Origin of the sequence: Sporomusa malonica, assembly GCF_900176355.1 — a bacterium.
GTDB classification, from domain to species: Bacteria; Bacillota; Negativicutes; order Sporomusales; family Sporomusaceae; genus Sporomusa; species Sporomusa malonica.
The window spans coordinates 184,848-197,579 of record NZ_FWXI01000003.1; the positions used below are offsets into that span (position 1 = coordinate 184,848).

Annotated in this window: 10 protein-coding genes; 1 reads left to right on the top strand and 9 read right to left on the bottom strand. The window is 43.4% G+C overall.

What is annotated here, in order from left to right; translation table 11 throughout:
* Positions 1-10: 10 nt before the first annotated feature.
* Positions 11-1,135: a tyramine oxidase subunit B gene (locus B9A22_RS04545; protein ID WP_084574524.1), complete on the bottom strand. Its 1,125-nt coding sequence runs from the start codon at positions 1,133-1,135 to the stop codon at positions 11-13.
* Between the two features lie 138 nt (positions 1,136-1,273).
* Here B9A22_RS04545 and B9A22_RS04550 point away from each other — a divergent pair, with 138 nt between their 5' ends.
* Positions 1,274-2,185, top strand: coding sequence for a LysR family transcriptional regulator (locus B9A22_RS04550; protein ID WP_084574525.1), 912 nt, complete (start codon positions 1,274-1,276; stop codon positions 2,183-2,185).
* Positions 2,186-2,253: 68 nt separating this feature from the next.
* On the opposite strand, the gene B9A22_RS04555 is transcribed toward B9A22_RS04550, so the two are convergent.
* The 8 genes from B9A22_RS04555 to B9A22_RS26240 all read right to left on the bottom strand — a co-directional run bounded on the left by B9A22_RS04555 (position 2,254) and on the right by B9A22_RS26240 (position 12,637).
* Positions 2,254-3,591: an MFS transporter gene (locus B9A22_RS04555; protein WP_084574526.1), complete on the bottom strand. Its 1,338-nt coding sequence runs from the start codon at positions 3,589-3,591 to the stop codon at positions 2,254-2,256.
* Between the two features lie 777 nt (positions 3,592-4,368).
* Complete coding sequence (locus tag B9A22_RS04560) at positions 4,369-6,372, bottom strand: glycine betaine ABC transporter substrate-binding protein (RefSeq protein WP_139796167.1); 2,004 nt, start codon at positions 6,370-6,372, stop codon at positions 4,369-4,371.
* Between the two features lie 13 nt (positions 6,373-6,385).
* Positions 6,386-7,072 carry a vitamin B12 dependent-methionine synthase activation domain-containing protein gene (locus B9A22_RS04565; RefSeq protein ID WP_084574527.1) on the bottom strand — a complete coding sequence of 229 codons (687 nt, stop codon included), beginning with the start codon at positions 7,070-7,072 and terminating at the stop codon, positions 6,386-6,388.
* A gap of 182 nt (positions 7,073-7,254) precedes the next feature.
* Positions 7,255-8,853, bottom strand: coding sequence for an L-carnitine/gamma-butyrobetaine antiporter (caiT, locus tag B9A22_RS04570; protein WP_084574528.1), 1,599 nt, complete (start codon positions 8,851-8,853; stop codon positions 7,255-7,257).
* 188 nt (positions 8,854-9,041) lie between these two features.
* Positions 9,042-10,502 (bottom strand): trimethylamine methyltransferase family protein, encoded by a 1,461-nt coding sequence (locus B9A22_RS04575; RefSeq protein ID WP_342747810.1) that lies wholly within the window; start codon positions 10,500-10,502, stop codon positions 9,042-9,044.
* On the bottom strand, positions 10,499-11,299 hold the full coding sequence (locus B9A22_RS04580) for a methyltetrahydrofolate cobalamin methyltransferase (RefSeq protein WP_084574530.1): 801 nt from the start codon (positions 11,297-11,299) through the stop codon (positions 10,499-10,501). The genes B9A22_RS04575 and B9A22_RS04580 overlap by 4 nt, the downstream gene beginning before the upstream one ends.
* Before the next feature lie 15 nt (positions 11,300-11,314).
* Positions 11,315-11,953, bottom strand: a complete 639-nt coding sequence (locus B9A22_RS04585; protein ID WP_084574531.1) for a cobalamin B12-binding domain-containing protein — start codon at positions 11,951-11,953, stop codon at positions 11,315-11,317.
* 555 nt (positions 11,954-12,508) lie between these two features.
* Positions 12,509-12,637: a hypothetical protein gene (locus B9A22_RS26240; RefSeq protein ID WP_281252350.1), complete on the bottom strand. Its 129-nt coding sequence runs from the start codon at positions 12,635-12,637 to the stop codon at positions 12,509-12,511.
* Positions 12,638-12,732 lie beyond the last annotated feature (95 nt).

Below are 12,732 nucleotides of genomic sequence, written 5' to 3' on the forward strand. Positions count from 1 at the left end.
TAAACCACAATTAAGCCCAATGCGGCGAATCCCACAAAACAAGTTCCTGACCGATTCCCATTTTCAGAGCGTTTTGATATAGGGCATAACCCCAGGCAGCGTCTTCAACAGGCAGTCCGCCGACGATTAAGACAAATTTTTCCTTGTCGTTTCTCCGTCCGATTTTCTTCCCGGTGGCAATCTCACCCAAACTTGGCATATCTTCTTGTTTCTTCTTTCCTTCCTCTACCAGACGGAAAGCAGCCCCGCCGGGGAAACCCAGTTTTTTAGCGCTCTCATGTTCGGGAATACGGTCTTCTTCTTCTTTCCAGGCCTGATGCATTTTAATTTCATCAAATACAATCGTAGAGCTAAGGAATAAATCATCCGACAAGTCAGCCGTTCCTTGAGTAGCTAAAACAGCTCCGTCTTTTACCCATTTTGTTTCTATTTTGGGTTTGGCTGCTCCAGCGGTGGCAATGCTTATGAAATCAGAACCGGAGACAGCATCTTCCATGCTATCGGCTGCTTTTAATTCAATACCCAGTTGTTTGCTCATTTCATTACCGAATGCTTCGGCCTTTTCTTTATATAAATCATATACTTTGACTAATTTTAAATTAGGCAAAGCCGCTTTCAGGCAGGTCACGGTAGCGCGGCTGATAACGCCCGCGCCGATTAAGCCAACGGTGTCAGCACCTTTGGTGGCCAGGTATTTCGCTCCAACTGCGGGAACGCAGCCTGTTCTCATAGCGCTAAGCAAATTAGCTGACATGAAGGCTACTGGTTCGCCGGTTTCCACATTATTCAAAATTACCACCAGCACAGACCTGGGTAATCCCTTTTTGGTATTCTCAATATTTGAACCGTACCATTTACAGGCACAGATATTAAACTTTCCGCCCAAATAAGCCGGCATAGTTAAAAACCGTCTGTCAGGCCCGGCAATAGGCATATTGGGGAAACGCTTTTCTACCGGAAAATAAAGACGCAGACCATGTTCATTTTCGTTCAAACCGCCCATAATATAGTCGCCTTGTCCAAGCAGTTTGAACATTTCGTCAATTGTTTCCAGACATTGACCGCCGTCAAGCACCCCTGCTTTGAGCATGTCTTCCTCACTCAGATATAAAAAGCTGGTTTTTTTCCCTTGCATAACTTGGACCACTCCTTTTTTATTACGATGAAAAGTGTGACAACTTCTTGTTTGTATTGTATAATGGGTATATTAATTTGTAAAACGAATAGTTTTGATAAGTATCATCATTTTTTTTGATTCAAGGAGAGGATCGCATTGGAAATTAAAAACATATCAACATTTCTTTGTGTTGCAGAATTGAGTTCTTTCACCAAAGCGGCCAATCGACTCGGGTATGTTCAATCTACTGTTACTATGCAGATAAAACAATTGGAAACAGAGTTAGGTGTAATTTTGTTTGACCGTATTGGAAAAAAAGTAGAACTTACTTCCTATGGACAAGAATTTATGGTTTATGCTAACCACCTTGTGAAAATTTCAGAGCAAGCCAAGCTGATTGGCAAACATCCTGGAAAAATTGAGGGGAACCTACGCGTAGGCATATTAGAATCACTGTTAATATGGGTTCTGTCCGAAAAGTTGCTGCAGTATTATAAATCTTTCCCACTTATTCGGATAAGAATAAAAAATGCCCCAGCAAACGAATTATTTCAAATGCTAAAGCAGAATGAATTGGATATAGTTTATTTGCTTGATAAGAAACTTTGCAACAAGGATTTCATTTGCGCCTGGTCGGAACCAGTCAAAATAGTATTTGTGACATATCCACAAAATCCATTGGCAAATAAAAAGAATATCCTATTACAAGATCTTGTTGATCAGCCTCTAATTCTGACGGAGAATGAGGGGTTCTATAGGAACGCATTGGAAGATATTGCAATGCAAAAAGGAATCGTTTTTCAGCCTTTACTTGGTATTGACAATACAAGCGCAATCGTAAAGCTGCTAAAACAAGGACTTGGCATTTCGTTTTTGCCAGAATATGTTATTAAAGAAAGTGTAATGAAAAATGAATTAGCTATTATTGATGTGGAAGACTGCACTATACAATTTTGGAGCCAGTTATTTTATCATAAGGATAAGTGGCTAACCCCTCAGATGGAGAGTTTTATTGACCTCATCAAAAATAGCAACACATCGGAAAAGCCCCCGAGTCTTGTGTTATAAAAAAACGGATTAGAAATACCGGCTAACGCTCAATCAGCACGCTTGTATGCTGGTAATGCCGTCGGCCGTTACATATGGCCTGACGTAGTGTCAGCAGAACCCGCCGCTTGGGCCAGCGTTAAATCTTTTGTTTCCGGCGCCAGCCATGCGACGATTAAGAGACCAGTTAATGTAAACCCAGCCATGATTAGCATGGTGTTGCCAATCCCGTAATCAGTCAGCCATTGCGGCAGCAGATAAATACCTATGGCCGCCCCTATACGGCTTATGGCAGTACCGAAGCCTACGGCTGAAGCTCTGATCTCTGTTGGGAACAGCTCATTGGGATAGAGCCAGCAAAGGACGTTAGGCGCACCGTTAGCCAAAGCATAAACGGCAAATCCAAACATGATAACCGGAGTTGACGCAGTCGGGAATAATCCCAAAATTACCAGCCCAAAGGTCATAACCGCAAAGCTCCAAATAATCATCGGCCGCCGGCCAAATTTATTAACCCATGATAGACACGGTATTATGCCGACAACAAATAACGCACTGATAAGTGTGTTCCCCAGCATCGCCAGTTTGCCGGTAGCCAAGCCAAACGGTTCCAGGATTGCCGGGCCAAAAGTGTAAATGGCAAATAGCGGTACTATCAAGCATAACCAGAAACCGCCTATCATGGCAGTCCTTGATAGATAAACGCCTTGGAACATCTTCATGAAGTTAGTCTGTACCACATTTTGCTCGATGTCCTCAATGTCGGCATTCGGCCCATAAACTTTTTTCATAACAGCACGAGCTTCTTCAACCCGCCCCTTGCCCATCAGCCAACGCGGCGACTCAGGTGTGCCCCACCGGCCGATAATAAGCAGTATACCAGGAATGGCCGCGCTGCCCAGCATCCATTTCCATCCGCCAGGCACATCTATCAGGAAATAGCCAACTATATCGGAAAGAGTTGCCCCGACAAACCACCAGATCAATAAAGTTCCCATCGTAAAGCCTCTGTGTGATTTCGGGCAAAATTCCGCCAACAGCGCGGTCGCAATGGGATAATCGGCCCCTATTGCAACACCGATTATGAACCGCAGAATGACCAGTTCCATCGGAGTAGTGACAAACATGCATAAAATTGAACCTATAACTAATACACTTAGATCCAGTGTATACATAAATTTACGCCCGAAGATGTCGGTAAGATATCCGAAAACCAATCCACCAAAAAATAGTCCGATAAGGCAAGAAGCTCCAACCAGCCCGGACCAGTGAGCATCAAGGTTTAGCTCTGGTCCCAATTGGGCGAGCGCCGCTCCGATTATACATAGAATATAGCCGTCTAGCAAGGGACCGCCGCCACAATAAATCATGAGTTTCTTGATAAATGGGGTAAGAGCGCCTTCCTCAATAGCGGATACTTTGGCCATAGACTCCCCTCCTTCTTATATTTAGTAGTAAGTATACCAATAGCAACTGACGAGCAACACCTTGAAAAAAAGAAGTTCACGATTAGGGATTAAGATCCTTAAATACCAACTAGCAACCTAATCATAAATCCCCCCCTGAATATAATTGACAATGTTGCTCAATCAGAAATACCCTTTTCCTGTCTCCCCAAAAGCCTCTTCAGCGTCAATACGTGACCCGGTTCGCGCACTGGTAATAAGTCTTCATAAGCAAATCTTGCTGTCTATGACATCCAGCGTGAACTGGCTGAAAGGGGTACGGAAATTATAGTTTTATTAAATTTTTCTTTCGCTTAATAGTTAAGCAAAATTCATGCCAATTTATCACCAAAATAGATTGCCTTATCCATATAGCATTCCAATTTTTTTAACATTTCAAATTATTGACTCAAATCAGTACTTTTCAATAATCCAGCGGCTTGTTCTGGAAATCACACAAACTTCGATTAATGATAGACATTCTTTTTTCGCGCAATATAAAACGAGAGCAAAAACACTGACATATTTCACATCTCTTATTGATACGTGAAATATGTCAATTTGATATATGGTGATAAGCAACAACCCTATTGGATTTTCTCTCGCCATACATTCGCTAATTATTTTTCCCCTTGCCGGAGCCAGCATAAATCCTTGCAAGCAAAAGGGGCAACCAACCCATTGCGGTCTATGGGCAACGCAACAATTGTTAGGTTTGTCATCAAGTATTTATTTAATGTCTCACAGGAATAAGAACAATTACGACCCTAAATATTTCTTGACTACCTCATTGGCACTTGCTCCTCTTTTCATTTCATACAATGCATTGTTGACATCCACCATGTTTAGTTTAAAATTCCTGATTATCTCATACAGCTCTTTATTCTCTGCTCTCAGGTCTCTTCTTACCAGCGTCGTAAGATGCTCTTCCTGACCGAACACGCCTTTAGGATCCTCTAAGAATTTCAAATCATATACAGAAAATTTATAATGTGGCTGCCAACCGGTCATAACCACCCATTCGTTATTTTTAATCGCTTGTCCTACCGCCTGCAACATGGTTTCCTCGTCGCTATAGTCTATGGTATAGTCACTTATTCCGTATACTTTTAAAGCCTGTGCGGTACATTGACTGACTTTGGTACGCCTTTGCAGCGCGTATATTTTATTCTTAAATTTACATGAGTAATTTTTTAGTTCCGGTATGCTTTTAACGGTAACATAAGAGGGGACTACCAAACCAAACTTACAGCCCTGAAGGTTTGGCCCCAAATTCTCTACTTGCGCTCTATATTGCTGCTCTAAATCCGCATCTACATAAGGCAACCACGACGACATGGTAACATCTGCTTTGCCTTCAGCAATCATTTTCCAGGTTTCCGGATTAGTTACCAGTATTCCCTCGGCTGCTAGCCCTAACTTTTGCCTTACCAATTCCTTTACTACTTCTACCTGAAATATCGACTCAGCAAATTCTGTATGGGCAATCTTAACATAGTTGTAGCTTTCAAGTTGAGCGGAAATCTGCTCAATTTTTTGGGTCAGTTCATTGAACCTTTCGGTTATACTGCCGATGGAATTAGCGTTATCCTGCATCGCTGCGCCTATCTCTTCAGAGCTGGCTGCAGCCTCCTGGCATACTGCCGAAATACTTTCCATATCTGCATTTATGCTTTCACTGGAAGTAGTAAGTGCATTTATTTTGGCAAAAATGTCTTCTATTTCTTGCTCGACAACATTCATTGCGCCATTTATTTTCGAAAAGGCTTCTTGGGTATTGTTTAAATGAGTTTCCTGCTCCAATACAGTTTGATTATTGTTATTTATCACTTCTGTGGCTGTATCGATTTCACAATTAACCTTTTCAATTAATTCTCTGACTTTTACAGCAGAATTACCACATTCTTCCGCAAGCTTTTTTACTTCAGCTGCCACTACGGTAAAGCCTCTGCCGGCTTCACCGGCACGAGCTGCCTCAATAGCTGCATTTAACGCCAATAGATTGGTTTGTGAAGAAATGTTTGAAATTGTGTTAACAATGGAATTAATTTCAAGTCCATTATTTCGCAAAATACTGATGACACTGACAACTTGTTTGAAAGATTGGATACTCTCATATAATTTTTGGCTTTGAACTTCTAAAGCCGAGTTCCCTTCCGTAACCAGCAGCATGGTTTTTTGCGAGCTTTCATTAATCAACTCAATTTGATTTTTTATCGCTACTACTGACTGATACACTTGCGCCATTTTACCAGATGCTTCGGCTACCGAATACGCAACTTCGGAATTACCTTGCGCCATATAAGTCAATGTACCTGAAATCTTGTCAGTAGCCTGCAGCATGTCATTAATATCTTTTGACAGATAGATTCCCGTACTGCTTGCCACCCGTACCACACCATATATCTCGGCAATGGTCCTCCGCATCTGACTCATAAATTGACTTAGCTTTCTTTCAAGCAAACTTGCCTTGCTATTTTGGTTACTATTTGAAAAATTACCGGCTATTAAATCATCCGCAATCTTTACCGCAAAATTATCCTTATGTTCTATTTTAAAAAAAATTTTATCGCAAATAAAAATGAAACATACAACCACTGCTTGTATAGCCAGGAAGGATAAAAGACCAACCTCTTTGTAGTTGGTTAACAAGAGATAGCACAGTATATTAATTCCTACACATACGATAGCATTTAATAAAGGCCTAACTGCCATATTACCACTCCCCGGCAAATTTAGATCAGGAATCGTTCCTTGACTCATTTATTACCCTGCTTCACAGTTTGAATTTTTCTTCAAAAAGCTGCTCATCATAGGGCGCCTTGCGGCCCGGACAGCCTTCCCGCGGACATAGCTGGCAGTTTTCCCATGAGCCCTGCTTGGGAAAGTGAATACCGGAAACACTTTTTATTGGTACCATGAGACAGCTTTCGGTAAGCCTAACCCCAATCATATTCTCTACATTCCCGATTAAGTTAAAGAGAGGTATCTGCTCGGTAATTGGCCAGTCAGCCAGTGAACCCGGATTCATATTGGCAGTACTCTCCAACCCCCAATGTTCATCAAGCTGCTTAAAAAAAGTCTGACGTGTATTTTTCAGTATCATCTCAGTGATAATGTCAGCATAGTATTTGTCAAGCATATCCTGCTGACTTTTAGCCCAGTCAGAAAGCTCTGTCCCGCAGGTTATTACATAGGGAAATACCCGGTACGTATCGGCAAGATTAATGCTCAGTACCCGGCTGGTAAAGGTTATACCGTCAATCGTAACAAAACTCTCGCCTTTTGCTTCTACAAACGCCAGTTTATATACGGCTTTTACAGCGGCAATTTTCCGCGCAGCCAGAGCCAATTCCTGAACCTTCGCAAAATGCGGACCTTCGACCTTCACATGGAGCACCTTACAGAGCTGATCCATATCGATAGTAATGGAATCGCCTTCATACACAAGCTTAGCAAGCATAATAACACCACCCCTTCCGGAATTTTTCGGTGCCTAACGGCAAAAAAGACTTAGCTTCAGATGGGGCTTGAACCCCATCTGAAGGTCAGTCGTCCAACTCCCGGGAAGCCAAGCCTCCTGAGCTCCCGCTTATCGAAGCCGGGATTCTTAAAGCGGTTAGTCTCAGGCTAAACTATACGGCATCAGCAGGACTCATCCGTATTGCGCGGCCCAACCGATACTTCAGTACCCTTGCCGGAAGTAAAATTATGTGTATTTTCATGGAGGTCCGGATGTGTATCATTCCATTCCGTACCTGCCTTCTTGATAAAGCCATATACGATAATCCCAATGATAAACATGGCCGGGAAAGAACCGGCAACGGCAGCAGCCTGCAGCGGCTTCATCCCTCCCAGGAATATCAGGGTGAGCGAAAGGCCGCCTAAAACTATCGCCCAAAATACGCGATTCCATTTTGCGGGTTCCTCACCAGTCCCCAGCTTTGTTGTCGTGACCATGGCGAGAGTATAAGCAATACTATTAATAACGGTTGCGGTTGAAATAAACAGCAGCACCAGAATCAGGGGTAAGATGATAAAACTGCCAGGCAATGTGGCAAATATCTCGACAATGGCCCTGGGAACACCATGTGCTTTAATAATTTCCCCCAGATTGATTACTCCCCTTGTTTGTAAGTCAAGCGTGTAGCTGCCAAATATCGCAAAATAGGTATATACACAAGTTACGCCCGAAAGTGTTGCACCCAGAACAAACTCCCGTACCGTTCTGCCGCGGGATATTCTGGCAAGATACATCCCCGTGCCTATAGCAAAAGCAGTAAACCAGGCAAAGTAGAAAATTGTCCAGCCCTGGGGAAAACCTGAGTTCTGAACCGGATCAGTATATAAGCTCATTCTGAAAAAGTTATTAATCATTACGCCTAAACTATCAAAGAAATTGTTGAAAATGAACGCAGTCGGACCAACTACTAAAACAAATGCCAGCAAACCAAACCCCAGCCAGTTCCTAAAATCGCTCAAGCGTCTGATGCCTTTATCCAGCCCGCCATATACGCAAATTGCCACAATAAGTGTCCAGATAACAAGAATTGCTGCATCCAGTCCAAGCGTATGCGGTATACCTGTAATCTTGGTAACAACCTCACTTAACAGTGGTGTCCCCAAACCGATGGAAGTACTAATGCCGGCGATCATGCCAACCATGTAAAAAACGTCAATGACCTTGCCGGCATATCTGCCGCCGAAGTCTCCCATGACTGCCTCAAAAGCCGCACTGGGCCTAAAGACATCGGTGCCTTGAACAAAGAATATATAGCCGAACACGACACCGATCCCCACATAGACAGCGTAACTGCTTGGCCCCCAATGGAACAACGGGTACGAGGATGCAATTGCCATAGCCTGCGGTGAAAACGGTTCTAAGCCATACGGCGGCGAGGATAAATAGAAGTAAAACTCAATGGGAGCCCAATAAACAATGGCTGCCGTAGTACCTGCGGAAAACAGCATCCCCAGCCAGCTCAGGGTACTAAACTCAGGCTTATCACCACCGAAACGTTTATTGGCAAACTTGCCAAACACAAAATAAAGCACTACTGCAAAGTTGGCTAATATGAAGAGTTCATAGGCCCAGCCCATCGGGCCGGTTAAAAACGCAAATACTTTATTGACTGCAGCAGAGCCTGCTTCGGGACTGGCTATAATAGCTGCACAAATAATACCAACCAATACTAAGGGCGGCCAAAACAATAGTTTATCAATAGAACCATTACCATTTTTCATTCGCCATTCCCCCTACATTTCAATACGCAAATCATAATTATATCCCTTCCCCGCTGCTGAGGGGTGACGCAAAATGGCGGCGTGGTCGGCATAGGATAAACCACCCCGTTCTCCGGGCACCCCTCTGGGGTTTGGCTACTGTTCGGCTTTGGCAATACTATCGGCCAGCTTTGCCGATAGCAACAATATTACCTTCTGTTTTCAATATAGCGCTTCAACTCAGTGTCTATATCCGCAGGCAATGATGGCTCTACGTATGCATCCAACATCTTTTTCCAGCGTGCATTAGCCCGCTCTTCTATTGTCAGACCGTCTTGGTTAACTCTGGCTCTATCACTTAACTGCGCTTGATAAAACTCTTTACGGAAATTAGCGAAGGTATGTCTGTTAGTGATATATTCTCCACGGGGACCGACTTCTTTAATAACATCAAATGCCAACGTATCGTCGTTTACGGTAACGCCCCGGCCAATCCGTTTTACCATCCCAATAATTTCATCGTCTATCATTAATTTCTCGAAAGATACACAATTATAAGTATCCAAAATACCGGCAGCGTGGAGAATGAAGTTGCCGCCGGCCATTTGAGCCATCAGCAAGGTCATCATGGACTCATAGCCTGCTTGGGCATCGGCCTGCTTTGTATCAGAGAGAGTACCGCTTATCCGGCAAGGAATATTGTAATATTTTGCCAGGTGTCCATTGACCAAGGAGAAGAGAGCACTTTCTGGAGCACCAATGGATAGGTTGCCATAACGCATATCTGTACTGGAACCGGAAGCGGAATAGACAATCGGCGTGCCGGCATTTACTGTTTGAGCCAAAACAATCCCCGCTAAAATTTCCGCATTTTGCACAGCGATGCTCCCGGCAATAGTTGCCGGCGAGGTAGCTCCGGCAAGGCAGAGCGAGTTGACCAATTGAGGCTGGCGGTATTCGGCATAAGCTATGATAGCGCCGGCCATTTTGTCGTCATAGCTAAGTGGCGTCAACGTGCAGGAAATACCAATAATTACGGGCTTATCTTTAATGGCATCCAAGCCGCCATGGGCAATGGCTGCCATTTCAATGCTGTCTTTGGCGGCTTCATATCCCAAAACACTGCCCATAAGAGGTTTGTCACTGTACTTAAGCGTGTTATAAACCATTTCCATGTGACGAGTATCGACATCAGTATCGCCAGGTTCGCAGGAAATGTGGCTTTGAATGTTGATATTGTCCATCTTATGGCATAGTTTTACTATATTCACAAAATCATCCAACGTGCCAGGTCTCCGGCCTTTGTCTATATCTAAGACGAAAGGCGCACCATAAGGACCCACAAAGTTCGTTGTTTCAGTATTAATTTCAACGTTCTTTTCCGGGTTGCGGCCATGCAAGGTAAAAGAGGATGGAACTTGTTTCAATGCCTGTTCCACCATACTTTTGGGAAAATAGACTGTTTCTCCCTCAACTTTAGCGCCGCCTTTGGCCAAAATTTCTCTTGCCGGCGCGTAACTAAAGATGATGCCAACTTCCTCCATGATTTTAAGCGAAGTTTCATGGATTTTTACAATATCTTCCGTACTAACTGTCTGATATCTCTGCATGTGATTTATTTCCTCCTTAAGAATAGCTCCCCCTTGAAACTTGAAGCTATAATTGTTTATTCTTCGTAAAGTCCTTTACGATGAGCTTTTAAATAGCCCATGCAGTAATCATCTTTGCCTAACAGAGTCGCGCCGGCGTAAATGACTCCCATCATGCTCTTATCGGTAGGATTCAATATATACCCGTCCATCCCCAAGGTCATGGTATGAGCCACAAACAACCGGTTCAGCACCTTCCTGTTAGGCAGCCCGTACGACACGTTGCTCAAGCCACACATAAAATGAACTTTGGAATAGTTTTGCTTAATCAGTTTGATGGTCTCCAGCACTTCAACCCCCGCAGTCTGCACACTGCTTACCGGTTTGACCAAAGGATCAAAGTAGATATCGTCGTCTTTAACTCCCGCCGCGATCAATTTGCCATACAAGCTGTCCACTACCCGCATACGATCGGCTGCCGTCTCGGGCATGCCATGATCATCCATGCACAATGCGACTACCTTGGCTTTATACTTCAATACCAAGGGCAGGATTGCCTCAAATCTTGGCCCCTCATCGGTAATGGAATTAATCATTGGCGTACCGTATTTGGCCAGGGCCAAGCCGGCTTCCAGTGCCTGCGGGTTCGGGCTGTCAATACAAAGCGGCGCCTGCACGGCTTCCTGAATGGTAGTTACCAGCCACTGCATATACTCCACTTCATTAAACACCTTATTGCCGCAATTGACGTCAATATAGTTAGCGCCTGCCTCTAACTGTTCCCGCGCTACTTGCTGAATATATTGAGCGTTTTTTCCTTCAACGGCTTCACTGACAGCCTTCCGGCTCGTATTAATCAGTTCTCCTACGATTAGCACAAGGTACCCCCCATATTAGTTATTAGCTACTATCTTAGCGGCCATTTCCTTACAAGCGACACCATCAACACAATAGCCGTCGGCTCCGATTTTATCGGCAAACTCCGGATATAAGGGTGCACCGCCAACCAGCACCTTCACCTTATCTCTCAGGCCGGCTTCTGTGATCGCATCAATGGTATCCTGCATGGCCATCATGGTAGTGGTGAGCAGCGCGCACATGCCGACAATCTGGGGCTTATGCTCCTTGATGGCCGCCACAAAAGTCTCAGGCGCAACGTCTACACCAAGATCCACCACATTGAAGCCGCCACTTTCGAGTAGCATGACTACCAGATTCTTGCCGATATCATGTAAATCGCCCTTTACCGTTCCCATGACAAAGGTGGACACATTGGCTGATTCTTCCGCAGACAACAGCGGCTTTACAATCTTTAACCCTTCTGACAAGGCTTTAGCCGACATCATAACTTCAGGAATAAACATTTCGCCTGCCTTGAATTTGGGAGCAACTATGTCCATGCCGGCCAGCAAACCCTTGCTGACAATCTCCATCGGACTCACACCGGATTCTACCATGCCCTGGGTGATCGTCTTTACCTCAGAATCATCACCCTGATACACCGCTTCTGCTAATTTTTCGAAACTGCTCATACAATACCTACCTCCTAGAAATTTGTTGTTTAGTTATGACACAATAAGAGCTATCAAACACATCCTTTTCCAAATCGCCTTCACTTTCAGAGCTATTGTGCCGTTGCCTTTAACTATCGCAAAATTCGTGCCATTTTTTTTGCATGGTTATAAAATAGTTTAAAAATAATAACATTTCAAAAGATTCTTGCTTTATTTAATCAATTATTTATAAATAAGATCATTTCGGGACGTTTTAACTAGTATTTCTTGATTGCTTTTTTTAACAAATCTCCATTAAATCCACTTAGCCAATCTGATTCCATTCACTACTGAAAGGAATCCTTTCACTTGGACACAGAAAAATCATAGGCAACAGGATTATCGTTTTTTGAATATTTCAACGAAATCGAGGCTTGTCGATTATTGTGAAAATTCGTACTATATAGTGAAAGTTTTTCTTTCTGTTGATAGGAATATTTTCAGATGTTTAGAATATAACGAAAAGGCCGCGTTGAACTTATGTGAGTTCCAACGCGGCCTTTTTTCTAACCCAATTTGTCCTGTGACTAACCTTCAGATGGGATAAACCCCACCTGCAGCTAAGTCTACTTTATCAAGCTCTGATTTGTTGATACCTTTGCTTATGAGATACTCTTTAAGTTCTTGTATAATATCATCAGGCAATTCTGGTCTTGTGTACATTGCAATGTACCGTTGCCTTTAACTATCGCAAAATTCGTGCCACTTTTTTGAAATAGGTATAACAACAGGGACTTGCCAATTATTATAAAAAGCGA

Excerpts from the sequence above, each read along its gene's own strand:
- B9A22_RS04545 (WP_084574524.1), bottom strand. The coding sequence starts at position 1,135 with ATGCAAGGGAAAAAAACCAGCTTTTTATATCTGAGTGAGGAAGACATG.
- B9A22_RS04555 (WP_084574526.1), bottom strand. The coding sequence starts at position 3,591 with ATGGCCAAAGTATCCGCTATTGAGGAAGGCGCTCTTACCCCATTTATC.
- B9A22_RS04560 (WP_139796167.1), bottom strand. The coding sequence starts at position 6,372 with ATGAGTCAAGGAACGATTCCTGATCTAAATTTGCCGGGGAGTGGTAAT.
- B9A22_RS04565 (WP_084574527.1), bottom strand. The coding sequence starts at position 7,072 with ATGCTTGCTAAGCTTGTGTATGAAGGCGATTCCATTACTATCGATATG.
- caiT (WP_084574528.1), bottom strand. The coding sequence starts at position 8,853 with ATGAAAAATGGTAATGGTTCTATTGATAAACTATTGTTTTGGCCGCCC.
- B9A22_RS04585 (WP_084574531.1), bottom strand. The coding sequence starts at position 11,953 with ATGAGCAGTTTCGAAAAATTAGCAGAAGCGGTGTATCAGGGTGATGAT.
- B9A22_RS26240 (WP_281252350.1), bottom strand. The coding sequence starts at position 12,637 with ATGTACACAAGACCAGAATTGCCTGATGATATTATACAAGAACTTAAA.